We start from the raw sequence: 16,584 nt of genomic DNA, 5'->3' as shown, positions 1-16,584 counted from the left end.
GCCGCCGCCGCGCGGCGTCGCGGACGGGTCGTGGGATCAGAGGGGCTTCGGGTCGGCTGCGAAGGGCGATGCGCTCGACGGGGCAGGCCCCGTCCCGGGCGACGTTGCCCGTCCGGACGGTTCCGGCGCCGCGCCGGATGGTCCGCCGCCCGCCGGCGGCGGGACCGCCGCTTCGGACGCGGACGGCTTGCCCTGCGCCGCGTTCTGCGCTTCCCAGTCGTCGATGATCGCGTCGGCGAGGCTCGGCATGGGTTTGGGCGGCTGCAGGCCCTGCTGCTTCTTCAAGTCCTGCAGCTCGACGCTGCCGCGGGAAATCACGTCGTCCGTCCCGCGCAGCGGGGCCACGGCTTCCGTCTTGCCGCTCCAGTTGAAATTGTCGGCACGGCCGATCGGCGTCGCCAACGGTTCTCCGGAGACGACGAGCTGCTGGCGCGGCGAGGGTTCGCCGGATGCGATCACCGGTTGCGATCCGCCCAGCAGCGTGTCTCCGCCGTCGAGGGCGGGATCATTGAGACCGACGAGGGGCGCCGAGGTGGCGTTGGCCGGCCGCACGGCCGGTTGGACCGAGGCGATCTCCCCGGGCGCCGTGGGGCCGATCGAGGCGGTGGGCCCGAGCAGCCGGAGGAGGGGCTTCTCGGCGAAGAAGGCCAGCTTCTCCGCGCCCTCCGCCGTCATCGTGATGCCGTCCTCGTTGCGCAGCCGCGCCTGTTGTCCCGAAATGTCCGGACCGGAATAGCTGAACGCCCCGTTCGCATCGACGAAGCCGTCCCAAACGTCGACGAATTCGCCGCCGACGCCGCCGGACGCCTTCCGGTAGATTTCGTTGAAGGTCGCCATGTCGGCGCTCATGCGGTCGTATTTGAAGGAGGGCATGCCGACCCAGACGAGCGGAACGTCCCTCTCCTCGATCGCCTTCGCCAGGGATTCGGCGCGGCGAGCATATTCGCCCGCCCATTCGCCGGTGCCGGGCGACAGCGTGATGGAGCCGTTCGAGATCGGCTGGCGGTCGTTGGACCCGATCATCACGACCACGACGACCGGCTTCTTCTCCGCGATGAGGGGGCCGATCTTGTGGACCCAATCGAGATGGTCGGCGCGGACCAGGCCGGACGAGCCGTCCGCGACATTCTCGATGCGAACGAAGGGATTGCCCGCCAGGGCGTCGGTGAGGCCGCTGGCGAGCGAAGCGGCCAGGAAATCGCCGACGACGAGAACGGTCTTGGCATCGGTCTTCTTCTCGACCGGTGTCGCGTCGTCCGTCCCGACCGCGCCCGCGGCGACGGCGGCGCCCGCTCCGACGGCCGCCGTGGTCGAGCGGTCCGCCTTCACGCCGCGAGCCTTCGCGGCGCTCTGCCCCTTGCTCTGGCGCGGCTTGGCCTTGCGCTTGGGGCTGGCGCGGCGCGGCGGATCGATCTCGCGCATCGGCCGGCGACGGATGCTCGGCGAGCCGAAGAGCATGTCCATGATGGTGCGCGGCCGCTCCTGTGCGGCGGCCACGCGAACGGAGCCGAGAAGCGGGACCTCGGGCGCTCCGATGACGACGGCGAGCGGAAGGACGAGGAGAAGCCGTATCCGTCGCCGTGTCGTCGTGCCGCCGCTGCTCCGCTTCGTCATGTCCGGTTCAGTTCCTGCGCAAGAGATCCAGCAAGGCCTTGGAGGCATTGCCGTCGGCATCGACGCCCGCCCGCTTCTGATAGGACATGATGGCGGTTTTGGAACCTTCGCCGATCTTGCCGTCGATCTTGCCGTCGTAGAGGCCGTGATGGGTCAGGCGCTGCTGGACCTCGTAGCGTTCCTCCATGGAGAGCGGCTTGTAGCCCCGCGGCCAATCCTGCGCGAACGTCCCGGCACCGCCGATGCGGTCCGCGAGATGTCCGACGGCCAGCGCGTACTTGTCGGCATTGTTGTAGGCTTTGAGGACGTAGAAGTTCTTCGTCATCAGGAAGGCGGGACCGTTCGGGCCGGCCGGCAGATAGAGGTTCGCGCGCTCGGATGCCGAGGGGAAGTCGCGGCCGCCGACGCGGCGCAGGCCGAGCTTGGACCACTGGCCGACCGTCTTGGCGCCGCCGGCGAGCGAGGCGGCCTTCGCCGAGGGCAGCACGACCTCGTAGCCCCAGGTGCGGCCGCTCTGCCAACCGTTCTTGGCGAGGAGATTGGCCGCCGTCGCCAGCGCGTCCGGAACCGACGACCAGATGTCGGCATGACCGTTGCCGTCCATGTCGGCGCGGTAGAGACGGTAGCTCGTGGGGATGAACTGCGTGTGGCCCATGGCCCCAGCCCAGGAGCCCGTCAGCCCTTCGACCGAGACGTCGCGGTCCTGTACGATCTTCAACGCCGCGATGAGCTGCGAGCGGGCGAACTTCGCGCGCTTCTTGTCGAGATAGGCGAGCGTGGCCAGCGAACGCGGCACGCTCTTCACGACGTCCGTGCGCGACAGGATGCGCCCGTAATTGGATTCCATCGACCAGATGGCCAGAAGGACGTCGCGGTCCACGCCGAAGCGCTTCTCGATCTTGTCGAGCCAGGGCTTGAGCTTTGCGCGATAGGCCTGGCCTTCCGCGACGGATTCCTCATGAACGCGGTTGTCGAGATAATCCCAGATCTTGTCCTTGAACTCGGGCTGGAACCGGGCCTTTTCCAAAACCTCCGGATCGGGTTCGGATACGCCGGCGAACGCGGCGCGATAGACCTCGCGGCTGACGCCGCTCTTGACCGCCGTCTGCTCGAAGGTCGCGATCCAATTGCGAAAGCCGGCATCGGCGAAGGCGGGGAGCGAGGAGCCGGCGAGAACTCCGGCGGCGAGGCAAACGGCGGCGGCGCGTCGGGACAGCTGGCTGGCAATGGCTCGCATGGTCTTCCTTCCTGCTGGGGACCGGAAACCGCCGGGATCCGCGATGACGATCGCGTGGACCTCGGCATGGTCCGTCTCCGGAATCTTTCCGGTCCGTGACATGGTGATGGAGCGACCGTAACGCGAGGAACTTAACGCGGCCTTTACCACGATCGCGCTCCCCGCTCCCGTGCCATCGGTTCTTCATACGGTCGACGTATTTCAAGGCGGAAACACGGCATCTCTTTGCCTGCCCGGCGGAGTGTTATAATTCCACGTGACCGGCCGCGCGCCACCATTGGAGAAGATGCATGCCGAAAGTTCGTAAGGCCGTGTTTCCCGTCGCCGGACTGGGGACGCGCTTCCTGCCGGCAACCAAGGCGATCCCGAAGGAAATGCTGACGGTCGTCGATCGACCCGTCATCCAGTATGTGGTGGACGAGGCGCGCCAGGCGGGCATCGACCACCTCATCTTCGTGACCGGGCGTAACAAGGGTGTGATCGAGGACTATTTCGACATCCAGGTCGAACTCGTGGGAACGCTGAACGAGCGCGGCAAGAAGGCCGAACTCGATCTCCTGGATTCCCTGCAGCCGCGCCCCGGCACGGCGAGCTTCACCCGCCAGCAGGCGCCGCTCGGTCTCGGCCATGCCGTCTGGTGCGCGCGCGAGCTCGTCGGCAACGAGCCGTTCGCCCTGTTGCTGCCGGACATGATCATGCAGGCCGAAGAGGGCTGCCTCAAGAAGATGGTGGAGCTCTACGACGAGACGGGCGGCAACATCATCTCGGTCGAGACCTGCGATCCCGCCGAGACCAACAAGTACGGCATCGTCGGTCGTGGCGCCGATGCCGGCATCGGGTTCAAGATCGACGGCATGGTCGAGAAGCCGGCTCCCGACAAGGCGCCCTCGAACTTCTTCATCTCCGGTCGCTACATTCTGCAGCCTGAGATCTTCGACATCCTGGAAACGCAGGAGAAGGGTGCCGGCAACGAAATCCAGCTGACGGACGGCATGCTGAAGCTGGCGGCACGGCAGGATTTCTACGGCTACCACTTCACCGGCCGCACGTTCGATTGCGGCTCGAAGGAAGGTTTCATCGAGGCGAACGTCGCCTTCGCGCTCTGGCGGTCCGACATCCGCAACAAGGTGATGGGCAACCTTCAGGAACTGCTGAACACGGTGGAGCCGGCTGCCAAGACGGCCTGACCGAGGCGAATCGACGTTGTGACGGAGGGGCGTGGACGAAGGTCCATGCCCCTTTTTGTGTCTGCGTCAGCGCTGGAGCCGCAGTCCGAGCTTGGCGGAGGTCGCGTCGTAGTCGCTGCCGGGCGCCTCGCTGTCGAGGCGTTCGTGGCGCACGAGACCGGTGAAGGCGAGCGTCCGGTTGAGCCAATGGACGAAGCCCGCCTCGGCGGCGTAGCTCGTCTCGCGTTCGAGCTGGATGTCGGCATCGCGGTAGGAGGCCGTCAGCGTTCCCGTCAGGTCGGTCCGTGCCGTGACGCGGTGACGAACCGCGATCGCGCCCTCATAGAGCGTCGAGGTCGAGGAGAGCGTCGTGTCGGGATCGAAGGTGGTGGCGGCGGAAAAGACGACGTCCGTCCCGCGCTGGGGCGACCAGGCGATGCGCGCGTCGACGGTCGGCGAACCCGTGGTCTCCAGGGCGTCGTCGTCCGGCACGTTCCAGGCGTATCCCGCGCCGATCTCGCCGAGGAATTTCTCGCCGAGATCGAAGGCGAGACCGCCGCGCAGGGCTTCGATCAACGAGTCCCGGTCCCGGCCGATCGGATCGATCTCCTGGTCGAACACCCGCTTGCCGATGCTGGCCGCGACGAAGGGCTGGAGCGCGGGAGACAGCTCGTAGCCCGCGTGCAGGCCGGCGGTCGTCGTCGTGTAGTTCTCGTCGAGCCGCTCGAAGCCGGCGCCATCGTCCTTCGAGGTGGTCTCGCGCAGGCTCGTCGCGTCGAGGCCGAGCTTGGTGCGGCCGAATGCCCGCTCGAGCTTCGCGCCGGCCGAATAGGTTAGGATATCGGGTCGGTCCGACGTGATCTGGAGGGGCGACACCTCGCTCGGGTCTTCCTGCCGATACTGGACGGCGCCGGTGAAGGTCGCCGTCGTCAGGCGATCGACGTCGAGACGCAGGCGACCGTCGAGCGACAGGAGCGGCTCGGATTCGACGTCGCCTTCGAAATTGCGCCGGTAGGATGCGAGCGCGTTCAACTCGGCCTGATGCAGCGACCAGTCCGACAGAAGGCGGGCGGACAGCTGCGTTTCCGAGAAGGCGCCGGAGGCGCCGTTCGGCGCCCGGCTGAGGTTCGAGGAGACGCCGAGGCTCTGGTCGAGCGTGGAGTAGAGAACGAAGCTGCCGGCTCTGAGGCCCACCGGCGCGAAGGCATCGTCCGCAGCAAGCGGCACCGTCGGCCGGAGCCCGGTCACGGGCAGGTTGATCCGGCCGCCGACGCGCGTTCCCGAGCGAAGGGTGGAGGGACTGGCGGGCAATGCGAGGTCGAGCGCGGGAACACCGCGGCGCTGGACGTCGATCAGCAGATCGCTTTCCGCGGTTCCGCCCCTGGCGCGGATCGCCTGGACGTCGGTCCGCGAGCCGGGGCGAGGGCCTTCACCCGGCGCAACGAAGGCCCCTCCGGCCCGAACCGGCGGCGTGGCGCGATTGTTGCGCGGGGCGGGGGCGCCGTCCGGTCCTTCGAAGAGATCGAAGGCGGGCTCCGCGTCGTCCGGTGGATTGACGAGCTCCTCGACGCTCGGGTCGCGCCCGGAGTCGGCCGCATCGCGCCGGTCTTCCGAACCGCGGCTGAAGGGCTTGTAGAAGGTCTGCTCGGGAGCCGGCGCCAGCGTGTTGCTCGGGCCCGACGCCGTGGGACGCCGAACCTCGTCGGTGAGGTCCGATCCGAGGCCAAGCCGGAGACCGGAGCCTTCGATGCCGCGCCGGGCGGCCGGTGCGGCGGGGCCTTGATCGGCCTGCTGCGCCATCGCCGCCGTGGTCGCGAGAAGGCAGGCGCCGGCCACGCCGAGCGCCCGTGCGCGGCGCAATCTGGAGCCTGTCAGGCGATGGGCTGTTTTCAACGCGGCACCGGGCTTAAGCTTTGGTCCTCTCAGACCTTCGGCGGGACCCTAGGACGCGAGCATGGTGGGAAGCTGACGCGCTCCAAGGAACGGGCCGGGGGCGCGCCGCCGAGCGCTCGGCATCCGTTCGGTCCCGGTCGATGGTCCGGGCCGTCAGCCCTTACGTCTCGGTCTTCGGCGGGGCGTCGGTGGGGCGCGGAGGGGTTTCGGGTCGCTCGGCCCGCGGTCTGGCCACATAGACGCCGGCCAGAACGAGGAGGCCGCCGGCGATCTGCATGGCGTCGATGCTCTCACCCGCGAACGCCCAGGCGAAGAGAGCGGCGGCGATCGCCTCGATGAAGATCACCAGCGAGGAGAAGGACGCCGAGAGAACGCCCAGCGCCATGGCGAGAAGTCCCTGTCCTCCGGCATGGCTGACGACGCCGAGAGCGAGGAGATTGGCGGCTCCGGAGAGCGTGCCGGGGACGAAGACCTCGCCGGAGAAAAGGGCGATGAGGAAAAGGCCGGCGGTCGTCACGACGGTGGACGAGAGGGTCATCGCACCGGCCGCGATGCTGCCGCGCGCGCGCCTCGCGGCCAGGAAGTAGAGGCCGAAGAAGAACGAGGTCGCGATGCCGTAGAGGTCGCCGATGAGGCGCGAATCGCCCGGTCCGGAGGAATGGAAGATCAGGAGGCCGGCGCCGAGGACGCAGATGGCGAGGCCGACGAGGGTCGATCGCGCGACGGCCTCTCCCAGCGTGATCGGCGAGAGGATGGCCACCCAGACGGGCGCGAGACAGGCGAAGAACGTGGCGTTCGCGATCGAGGTGTTGACGATCGCCAGATGCCAGAAGAACAGATCGGCGGTGAAGAACAGCCCGGCCAGGGCGACGGCGCCATAGGGCATGGACTGGCCCTTCGGCCTTGCGACCGGTCGTTCCAGAACGGCCCAGAGGGCGAGAACGGGCAGGCCGAGCGCCACGCGCCAGAAGGCGCTGACGAAGGGGCCGACGTCGGAGTGGCGCACGAAGACCGGCGAGATGCCCATGGCGAGAGCGCCGAGAACGAGCAGCGCGAGAGCGCCCGCCGCGGACAGGGGGAGGGCGGTCGTCGACCGGGTCGATGCGGCTCGGCTCATGGATGGCATCTCTAGAAGGTCCCGCCGGTCGCGCTGGACGCGGCGTTCGCCGCGGGACGGCTTGAAGCGGCGGCGATGGAGCGTGATATGTCGGAAAGGCTTGGAGAGAGCAACGAGGAGTGCCGCTCATGGACGGAACAGACGAGACGCGCATCGCCTACGAGGCGGCGGCGTTCCGCCGGCTGGTCGAGCATCTGCGCGAGCGGACCGACGTTCAGAACATCGATCTCATGAACCTCGCCGGGTTCTGCCGGAACTGCCTGTCCAACTGGTATCGCGAGGCCGCGCAAGAAGCGGGAGAGCCCATGACGAAGGACGCCTCGCGCGAAATCGTCTACGGCATGCCTTACGACGACTGGCGCGCGCTGCACCAGACCGAAGCGGCGCCGGAGGCCAAGGCCGCCTTCGAAGGTTCCAAGCCGCACGGCTGACCGGTTGCGATCCGATCCGGCCTCCATTCAAACGGCAGCGGCTTTCTGCTAGTTGCGCGGTCGGACGCTTTCGAATCGTCGTCGACGCTCAGCCTCGACGTCCGGCGTGCGACGGCGGGTACGAGATCAAAGGACGACCCATGAGCGATGTTAACGCCGAGACGAACGTAGCGGCGGAGGAACTGCGGGCCTTCATCGAGCGCATCGAGCGCCTGGAGGAAGAGAAGAAGACGATCGCGGACGACATCAAGGACGTATACGGCGAAGCCAAGGGACGTGGCTACGACACACGCGTGCTGCGCAAGATCGTCTCCATCCGCAAGCAGGACCAGAACGAACGCGCCGAGATGGATGCGATCCTCGAGCTTTATCTCCAGGCGCTCGGCATGATGTGACAGGGCGCCGGGCGTCGGTCCGGCGCCGGTTTGCGTCCCCGCTCGATCAGCCCAGGACGAAGTCGAAGAGAAGCTTGATGTTCAGCGCCGCGATGACGACGGCGATGACCACCGCGATGGCGATGAGCCATCGCGGCGCGACGAGGTCGCCCATCTTCGCGCGACTGGAGGTGAACATCACCAGCGGAAAGACCGCGAAGGACAGCTGCAGGCTGAGCACGACCTGCGTCAAGATCAGAAGCTCGGCCGTGCCCGAATCGCCGTACCAGATCGTGACGCCGGCTGCCGGAACGATGGCGATGCCGCGCGTGATGAGCCGGCGAAGCCAGGGCGCGAGCTTGATGTCGAGAAAGCCTTCCATGACGATCTGGCCGGCCAAGGTCGCCGTCACGGTGGAGTTGATGCCGCAGCACAGGAGCGCCACGCCGAACAGCGTCGGCGCGATGGCGAGACCCAGCAGCGGCGCCAGCATTGAATGCGCCTCCCCGAGTTCGGCGACCTCGGTGCGTCCGCTCGTGTAGAAGACGGAGGCGGCGAGGATCAGGATCGAGGCGTTGATCAGAAGCGCGAAGCAGAGCGCGACGGTCGAATCCAGCGTGGCGAAGGTCAGCGCCTGTCGCTTCTCCGGAAGCGTCCGGCCGAAGGCCCTCGTCTGCACGATCCCGGAATGGAGATAGAGATTGTGCGGCATGACCGTCGCGCCGAGGATGCCGAGCGCCAGGTAGAGCATCTCGGGATTGGTCACGATCTCCGTCGTCGGTGCGAAACCCCGAAGGACGTCGCCCCAGTTCGGGTCCGCCATGACGATCTGGACGGCGAAGCAGACGGCGATGACGCCGAGCAGTGTGATGACCAGCGCCTCCACCCAGCGAAAGCCCAGCCTCTGCAGGAAGAGGATCAAGAACACGTCGAGGGCGGTGATGATGACGCCGATCTCGAGCGGGATGCCGAAGATGAGGTTGAGGCCGATCGCGGTTCCAATCACCTCGGCGATGTCGGTCGCGATGATCGCGATTTCGGCCAGGAACCAGAGGACGAAGGCGACAGGCTTGGGATAGGCGTCGCGGCAAGCCTGCGCGAGATCGCGGCCGGATGCGATCGCAAGACGCGCGCACAGCGACTGCAGGACGATCGCCATGATGTTCGAGACGAGCGCGACGACGAGGAGCGTATAGCCGAACTTCGACCCTCCGGCGATCGAGGTCGACCAGTTGCCGGGGTCCATGTAACCGACGGCGACGAGGTAACCTGGACCCATGAAGGCCGCGGCCTTGCGAAGGTTGGGGCCGCCGGCGCCGACGCTCACGGACCGGTGGACGTCCGAAAGCGAGCCGTCACCCCGCGAGCGTCGCCATCCTCGCTCCGTCCCGATCGTTGCTCCGTCGTCTCGCATCTCAAACCCTTGCCGTTCGCCACGACCTGCCGCCGCGACGATCCCGTGCCGCGACGTCGTGGGATCCAAGCGACCCGAAACCTCGGATCCGCGCGTCCCGTTCGAGACGGAGCCTACGTCTCGGCCATGAAAGTTGTCCAGTGACAAACTTTGTAGCTTCGACAAATCGACGGCGCAGGGGTCAGGTTTGAGCCGAGACGAGCCGTCCGCCGTGTCCCGTCGAGTGCGTCTTCTTCGTTTCGCGCAACGGGGCGGAAGTGCCGGTCTCAACAAAAAACCCCCGCCAGCGGGCGAGGGTTTACAAGGCATCGAATCGTCTGAGGGCGTCAGGCTCGGCCGCGACGCCGCTTGTGACCGAGGCCCATCTGCTTGGCGAGCCGCGACCGCGCCGCCGCATAATTCGGCGCGACCATCGGATAATCCGCGGGAAGGTCCCACTTGTCGCGATAGTCCTCGGGCGACAGGTTGTAGTGGGTCATGAGGTGCCGCTTCAGCGACTTGAACTTCTTTCCGTCTTCCAGGCAGACGATGTAATCGTCGGTGACCGATTTTTTCACGGGAACGGCAGGCTTCGGCTTCTCGGCCACCGGAGCCGCCGGCCCGACATGGGTGCGCCCGAGCGCGCCGTAGACTTCGGTGATCAAGGTCGGAAGATCCGTCACGGCCAGGGAATTGTTGCTGACGTAAGCTGCAACGACTTCCGCGGTCAGTTCCATCAGCATCTCGCTGTCGTCGAGCCGATCGATCTGGTCCATATTCGATCCAATCTTTTCAAGGTCTTGGAGGGTTCACGCACGCGTTGTGGTCGATGCAATGCATGATTGGGTTTTCAGCAATGAGGCTGCTGCTTTCGATGCAGTTAAGTTGGTATTGTGACACCACTACTTAATGTCAATCCCGTCAGTGGATTTTCCACCGATGAGCGGGAGTTGCGGTGCGGGATATACAAGGTCCCGAAGCCGGCATGCCCCTGATTTTACGAAATTGTCTGCCGTCCATAACAATTTGTTGCTGAAGGCTACTTTCCCGCCGGACCTCGATTTTCGTTGTCTCAAGCGTCGAACGAGATCATTCCATGCGCTCGCTGGTCCAACCGGCGATGAAACGCAAGTGATCGACAGATCAAGCATCGTCGAGACTGCAGGTCATTGGGAATCGAGGACATCCCATTCAAGATCGCGGCGAACATGCCTTGCAGGGATGCGGGCCCGTGAGGAGCGTTCCAAGGTTCAAAAAGCGCCGCGGCGCGACGCGCCGATCCGGAAACCGCCTGGGAAGCCGATGGTCGGAGGCGCATCTCGTTCCCATGAGCAGGACGCGCTCACATCCGGGTTCGACGGTTCTCGTGGTTCAACAAAAATGCCGGGAGCGGCGAGCGCGTCCCGGCATGAGGCTTGGTCATCGAAAGAGGACGCGACGTCCGCGAGATCAGTCGGCGAACGCGGCCGACATCGCCATTTCGATGCGCGACTGGATCGCATCCTGGCTGGGGGCGACCGCAGCGGCGATGGCAGCGGGAGCCGAGGTCGGTGCTGGCGACGTGCGGGCGAAGCGGCCTGTCTTGCCCTTCGGTACAGCCAGCGGGGCAGCCGGCTTGGCGGCGCGAGGCTTGGCCGACCCGGTCGACGCCAGGAGAAGGTTCTGTCGCGGAGCCGCAGCCTTGGCCACCGTCGGAGCGCTCGCGGGCAGGATCTTCGGCTGCGTCCGAGGCGTCAAAGAGGCGGTCGCGACGGGGCGCTGGGATGGGGTGACGGCGAGCGCATGGGGCGCTGGCGTCGTTGCAGCAACACGCGACGGCATTTCAGACGGCATCGGAACGCTCGCGCTCGCGATGTCCCGGATCGCGTCGGCGCTCGCCGGCTTGCCCGACAGGATCGCCTCGAACGGCGGGCGGCTGCGCGGCGTGGGAACCGCGTAGGCCATCTGCGCGGGAGCGCTGGCTGCGATCTCCTGGGCAGCGGAGGTCGATTCGACGGCCGCCATCAGAGCCGAAACATCGTCACGCTGCGCGGGAGACGCGACGCTGGCGACAGCGACGGAGGGAGCGATGACCGCAGGAGCGGCACGCTGCGGCGCCCATTGCGGCAGCGGAACGCGCGCCGGCACGAGAGCGGCGAACTCGCTGGACTCCGGCTGCTCGGCGGCCGGGCGCTCTGCGATGGCGGCCGGCGGCGTCGGCGCCGTCGTGTCGAACGTATCGCGGATCGGCAGAGGCACGCCGTTCGAAAGGAGCTTGGGCTTTTCGGTCGGCACCAGCGCCGCGACGGCGACCGGCGGTTCCACGGCCTTGGCCGGCGTCTTCGCGACCGGTTCGGGGCGCGGCGCGCGCTGGGCAGCCGCAACCTCGACATTCGCGACATCCTCTTCCTCGTCGGCACCGCCGCCGAAGAGGGCCGCGAAGAGCGTCTTGCCGCCGCCCCTCGAGGATGCTGCCGCCATCATGGTCGTGGCGGAGGAACCCTTACGCTGCTTGTAGGCTGCCAAGGCCTGCTCGTAGCCCGGCAGCGGCTTGCCGTCGGACGGAACGTGGATCGTATTGCCCTTCGGAAAGACCGCAACGAGTTCCTTGCGGCTCATCCGCGGCCAGTGACGGGCATTTCCGACATCGAAGTGGACGAAGGGCGAACCGGATTTCGGGTAGTAGCCGACGCCGCCGACCTCCATGCGAAGACCGATCTCGCGCATCTTCTTCAGCGGCACGTCCGGGATGAAGAAGTCCATGGCGCGGCCGAGCGTGTGCTGGCTTTCCTTGGCGACGCCCGAGGAGCGCGAGCGCAACATGTTGTTCGTGCCGGCGGAGCGATAACCGCAGATGACGTTGATGTAATCGCGCGAACCGGACTGGCGGTAGGCCTCCCAGATCAGGTCGAGAAGGCGCTTGTCCATCTGCGTCGGCTCCTTCTTGCGCCAGTCGCGCAGGAACCAGTTCAGATCCTTCAAACCCTGCGGAAGGTAGCGACCATCCTTCTTGAAGGCGATCGAGACCTTCTCCTTGGTGTGAAGGTTGTAGAGCTTCAGGACACGCGTTTCTGCGGCCGCGCTCCCGGTCGATAAGGTGAACGACAGCAGACCCAGGGCCGCCACGGAAGCAACGCGCATCGACATGCGGCCGAGCAGGTCGTTCAGTCCGATCATCCGGTCCTAGTCCCTCAAATATCGGTTCGGGCGGGTGTCAATCCCGGCCTTTCACCAATAGCTCTCGAATGGTTAAGAGGCTCTTAACTGTTAAGTCGCACTGCCTGCAAGGCGAGATCTGATCTCCATCGAGACTGCGGCACGAAGATGACGATTAGCCCATTTTTCTTCCCGTGCAAAAGAAAAGGCCGGCGACTTTCGCCAGCGGCCTAACGATCGGGCTCCGGAGGGGCGGGGTCGCCGCCGTCCTCCTCGATGCTATCGGCCTGAAATCCATAGGCTCGCAGCTTTCGATACAGCGTCGACCGCCCTATGCCGAGGCGTCGCGCCACCTCGCTCATGCGGCCTTGGTAGCGCTGCAGGGCGAGTCGAATGAGCTCCGCCTCGACGGCGTCGATCGATCGGATGTCGCCGGCCTCGTCGAAGGCCCAGCGCGTCGAGGACTCGGCTTGATCGACCGCGGCTTCGGGGAGGGGGCCGGGTGCCGGGGCCGACAGCGTGTCCTCCGCCTCGTCTTCGGCCTCCGCCTCGGTCTCGGTCTCGGTCTCGTCGTCATCGACGAAGGGTCGGATCTGCGGAAAGTCGGAGGGCTCCAGTCGCGATTTCTCCGACACGACGACCGCGCGATGGAGGACGTTCTCCAACTGTCGGATGTTGCCGGGCCAGTCGTAGGCGTGAAGGAGCCTGCGGGCGGCGGGAGACAGGCGCGGAACGACGTCCACCCTTTCGATCGCGGCGAAGCGCTGCAGCATCGCCTCCACGAGGTGATCGATCTCCGATCGCCGTTCGCGAAGCGGCGGAACGCGAATGGAGAGGACGTTCAGGCGATAGTAGAGATCCTCTCGAAAGCGACCGTTGCGCACGTCCTCCGCCAGATCCCGGTTCGTCGCCGACAGGATGCGCACGTCCACCCGGTTCGGCGCGCGCCCGCCGATCGGATCGACCTCGCCCGTCTGCAGCACGCGCAGGAGTTTCACCTGGGCGTCGGGCGGGAGTTCGCCGACCTCGTCGAGGAAGAGTGTTCCGCCATCGGCTTCGAGGAAGCGGCCGGCCCGCCGTTCCGTCGCATCGGTGAAGGCGCCCTTCTCGTGCCCGAACAGGATGCTCTCCACGAGGAGCGCGGGAAGCGCGCCGCAGTTCACGGCCACGAAGGGGGCGGACCTGCGCGGTCCGCCTGCGCGGATGGCGCTCGCCAGCCATTCCTTGCCGACGCCGGTCTCCCCTTCGATGAGGACGGGGATCGACGAGCCCGCCGCGCGGCGCGCGACCGTGATGGCCGGCGCCATGGCCGGGCTCGGCTCCGCGTCGAAATCGGGGGACGGCGAGGGGGCTCCACCCGGTTTGGGACGTTGCGAGGCGAAGAGCTTCAGCGCATGGCCGATCGTGGCGCGCAGCTTCTCCGGGGAGACCGGCTTGACGACGAAATCGAAGGCGCCGGCCCGCATGGCCTCGACCACGGTCTCGACGCCGCCGCGAGCGGTCTGCACGATGACCGGTACGTCGCGTCCCTCCCGTCGAAGGGCCGCCAGTACGTCGAGACCGCCCATGCCCGGCATGGAAAGATCCAGCACGACGGCCGCGAAGGAGGGCCCGGCCGGGCTCCGCAGGAGCTCCAGAGCCCGTTCCCCGCCATCCGCCGTCCGCGCGCGGTGGCCCATTCGCGTCAGTTGCGCCTCGACGAGGCGCAACTGCACCGGATCGTCGTCGACGACGAGGATATCCGCTGTCATGGCCGATGCCCCTCTCGCCCTTCGAAACCGTCGGCCCATATGGCACCGGGGTTTCTAGGATTGGCTTGACGATCACGCTGAACACACTCTTAAGAGCGTCTGCCACATCGCGGCGGGTCGGCGGCCCGGTCCACTCGGCGGCGGAACGACGCTGCGGTTGCGACCGGTGCACGGGCTCGGCCGCATTCGGGGTCTTGCTCGCTTCGGCGGGTCCTCATGCGTCGCTCCGCTACGTTTTCGTTCGAAGCTCTGACCTCGTCTTCGCCCGCCGTGTCGCCCTCTTGCCGGTCGCCTGTTCGGCCGGTCGCATCGAACCGGAGCCTGCCTTATGATCGCCATCTCTCGCGCCCCGTCCTCGACCACCGCCGGAAACGCCCGTTTCGAAGCGGCCGATCTGCCGAGCTGGAACCTGTCCGATCTCTACGCCGCGATGGACGCGCCGGAGATCGCGGCCGATCTCGATCGCAGCGCCGCCATGGCGAGCGAATTCCAGCAGCGATGGCGCGGCAAGCTCGGCGAGGAAGCGCGTCGTCCGGGCGGCGGCGGGCTGGTCGAGGCCATCGTCGCCTTCGAGGCTCTGGAGGAAATCCTCGGACGCCTCATCTCCTATGCCGGTCTCGTCTATTCCGGCGACACGTCCGATCCCGAGCGCGCCAAGTTCTATGGCGACATCCAGGGCAAGATCACGGACATCTCGTCCAAGCTCCTGTTCTTTCCGCTCGAGCTGAACCGGCTGGAAGATGCCGATATCGACCGCGCGATGAGCGAGAGCGCGGCGCTGTCGCGCTATCGTCCGTGGATCGTCGATCTGCGAAAGGACAAGCCGCACCAGCTGGAAGACCGGGTCGAGGAACTGTTCCACGAGAAGTCGATCACCGGCCACGGCGCGTGGAACCGGCTGTTCGACGAGACGATGACGGCGCTTCGCTTCGAGGTCGACGGCGAGGAACTCGCGCTCGAGGAAACGCTCAATCTCCTGCAGGACGAGAACCGGGCGCGGCGTCGCTCCGCCGCGGCCGCGCTGGCGCGCACCTTCGGCGAGAACCTGCGGATCTTCACGCTGATCACCAATACGCTCGCCAAGGACAAGGAGATTTCGGACCGCTGGCGGGGCTTCACCGACGTTGCGGAAAGCCGTCATCTGGCCAATCGCGTCGAGCCGGCCGTGGTCGACGCGCTCGCCGAGGCGGTGGCGCAGGCCTATCCCGCGATCTCCCACCGCTATTACGCCATGAAGGCGAAGTGGCTCGGTCTCGACCGGCTGGAATTCTGGGACCGCAACGCGCCGCTGCCCGACAGCCAGCGCCGCGACATCTCCTGGGCCGAAGCGCGCGCGACGGTCCTGTCGGCCTATGCCGGCTTCTCGCCGGACATGGCCGCGATCGCCGAGCGCTTCTTCGAACGCGACTGGATCGACGCGGGCGTTCGGCCGGGCAAGTCACCCGGCGCCTTCGCCCATCCGACGGTCCCGTCCGCCCATCCCTACGTGCTCCTCAACTATCTCGGCAAACCGCGGGACGTGATGACGCTCGCGCACGAGCTCGGCCACGGCGTGCATCAGGTGCTGGCGGGGCCGCAGGGCGCCCTGATGGCGCCGACGCCGCTGACGCTGGCCGAAACGGCTTCGGTCTTCGGCGAGATGCTGACGTTCCGCTCGCTGCTCGACGCCACCACGACGCGCGCGGAGCGGCGCACGCTTCTCGCCTCCAAAGTGGAGGACATGATCAACACGGTCGTGCGCCAGATCGCCTTCTACAATTTCGAGCGGCGTCTGCACGAGGAGCGGCGAAGCGGCGAGCTGACGGCGGAGCGGATCGGCGAGATCTGGCTTTCGGTCCAGGCCGAAAGCCTCGGTCCCTCCGTCAATCTCGAGCCCGGCTCGCTCGGGCCGCAGCATGCCGGTCCGGGCTACGAGAGCTTCTGGACCTACGTTCCCCACTTCATCCATTCGCCCTTCTACGTCTATGCCTACGCGTTCGGCGACTGCCTGGTGAACTCCCTCTATGCGGTCTACCAGAACTCCGAGGCCGGTTTTCAGGAGAAGTATTTCGCGATGCTGAAGGCCGGCGGAACCAAGCATCATTCCGAACTGCTGGCGCCGTTCGGGCTCGACGCCTCGGACCCGTCCTTCTGGTCGAAGGGCCTGTCCGTGATCTCCGGCTTCATCGACGAGCTCGAACAGCTGTCGGCGTGACGCGACCGCTCCGGATCGGACGAGGCCGGCCTTCGATCCGACGGGCCGGCCCGTCCATCGGCGCGCGGCGAGGTTTCGTCGCACGAGCGGGAGTCTCCGCCCGAAACCGAAGCGCCTACAGACGGTTCGCGGTTATCCATGACAGCAAGGCGACACTGCTTTTCTGGCAATGTCATGGGAGCCTTGCGGTCAGGGCATTGGAAAACCTAGTGCGACTGCCCGATATGCTGTAGCTGGACAGCGACCGTCTTCGTGCAGGGCGGCGCCATTTCATGGCGC

The 16,584-nt window shown here is 66.7% G+C and carries 12 protein-coding genes; 4 read left to right on the top strand and 8 right to left on the bottom strand.

From position 1 onward, the window contains the following. Positions 1–36 precede the first annotated feature (36 nt). Complete coding sequence (locus ASG43_RS02310) at positions 37–1,614, bottom strand: SGNH family hydrolase (RefSeq protein ID WP_056499727.1); 1,578 nt, start codon at positions 1,612–1,614, stop codon at positions 37–39. A 7-nt stretch (positions 1,615–1,621) separates the two neighbouring features. After that, complete coding sequence (locus tag ASG43_RS02305) at positions 1,622–2,851, bottom strand: lytic murein transglycosylase (RefSeq protein ID WP_056500994.1); 1,230 nt, start codon at positions 2,849–2,851, stop codon at positions 1,622–1,624. A gap of 290 nt (positions 2,852–3,141) precedes the next feature. Here ASG43_RS02305 and galU point away from each other — a divergent pair, with 290 nt between their 5' ends. Further along, on the top strand, positions 3,142–4,038 hold the full coding sequence (galU, locus tag ASG43_RS02300; protein ID WP_056499725.1) for a UTP--glucose-1-phosphate uridylyltransferase GalU: 897 nt from the start codon (positions 3,142–3,144) through the stop codon (positions 4,036–4,038). 66 nt (positions 4,039–4,104) lie between these two features. Here galU and ASG43_RS02295 read toward each other — a convergent pair whose 3' ends face one another. Together ASG43_RS02295 and ASG43_RS02290 are read right to left on the bottom strand one after the other, a co-directional pair. After that, a complete protein-coding gene (locus ASG43_RS02295; RefSeq protein ID WP_056499723.1) occupies positions 4,105–5,877 on the bottom strand; it encodes an outer membrane beta-barrel protein in 1,773 nt (590 codons plus the stop codon). Positions 5,878–6,070: 193 nt separating this feature from the next. Beyond that, on the bottom strand, positions 6,071–7,027 hold the full coding sequence (locus tag ASG43_RS02290) for a DMT family transporter (protein ID WP_056499721.1): 957 nt from the start codon (positions 7,025–7,027) through the stop codon (positions 6,071–6,073). A 128-nt stretch (positions 7,028–7,155) separates the two neighbouring features. Between ASG43_RS02290 and ASG43_RS02285 the strand changes: the two genes are divergently transcribed. Together ASG43_RS02285 and ASG43_RS02280 are read left to right on the top strand one after the other, a co-directional pair. Continuing rightward, the gene (locus ASG43_RS02285) at positions 7,156–7,458 is read left to right on the top strand and encodes a DUF1244 domain-containing protein (protein WP_056499719.1); all 303 of its coding nucleotides are present in this window, start codon (positions 7,156–7,158) and stop codon (positions 7,456–7,458) included. Positions 7,459–7,598: 140 nt separating this feature from the next. After that, complete coding sequence (locus ASG43_RS02280; protein ID WP_056499717.1) at positions 7,599–7,853, top strand: DUF2312 domain-containing protein; 255 nt, start codon at positions 7,599–7,601, stop codon at positions 7,851–7,853. Positions 7,854–7,899: 46 nt separating this feature from the next. Here ASG43_RS02280 and ASG43_RS02275 read toward each other — a convergent pair whose 3' ends face one another. The 4 genes from ASG43_RS02275 to ASG43_RS02260 all read right to left on the bottom strand — a co-directional run bounded on the left by ASG43_RS02275 (position 7,900) and on the right by ASG43_RS02260 (position 14,111). After that, on the bottom strand, positions 7,900–9,246 hold the full coding sequence (locus tag ASG43_RS02275) for an Nramp family divalent metal transporter (RefSeq protein WP_056499715.1): 1,347 nt from the start codon (positions 9,244–9,246) through the stop codon (positions 7,900–7,902). A 326-nt stretch (positions 9,247–9,572) separates the two neighbouring features. Continuing rightward, complete coding sequence (locus ASG43_RS02270) at positions 9,573–10,001, bottom strand: MucR family transcriptional regulator (RefSeq protein ID WP_056499713.1); 429 nt, start codon at positions 9,999–10,001, stop codon at positions 9,573–9,575. A gap of 673 nt (positions 10,002–10,674) precedes the next feature. Further along, positions 10,675–12,381 (bottom strand): DUF882 domain-containing protein, encoded by a 1,707-nt coding sequence (locus ASG43_RS02265; RefSeq protein ID WP_056499710.1) that lies wholly within the window; start codon positions 12,379–12,381, stop codon positions 10,675–10,677. A gap of 209 nt (positions 12,382–12,590) precedes the next feature. Then, positions 12,591–14,111 (bottom strand): sigma-54 dependent transcriptional regulator, encoded by a 1,521-nt coding sequence (locus ASG43_RS02260; protein WP_056499708.1) that lies wholly within the window; start codon positions 14,109–14,111, stop codon positions 12,591–12,593. Positions 14,112–14,439: 328 nt separating this feature from the next. Between ASG43_RS02260 and ASG43_RS02255 the strand changes: the two genes are divergently transcribed. Beyond that, entirely contained in the window at positions 14,440–16,305 is a 1,866-nt protein-coding gene (locus ASG43_RS02255; protein ID WP_056499706.1) for a M3 family oligoendopeptidase, read from the top strand. Positions 16,306–16,584: the final 279 nt, after the last annotated feature.

The sequence above is a fragment of the Aureimonas sp. Leaf454 genome (assembly GCF_001424685.1).
Lineage (GTDB): Bacteria > Pseudomonadota > Alphaproteobacteria > Rhizobiales > Rhizobiaceae > Plantimonas.
This window is presented reverse-complemented; position numbering and strand designations above follow the sequence as displayed.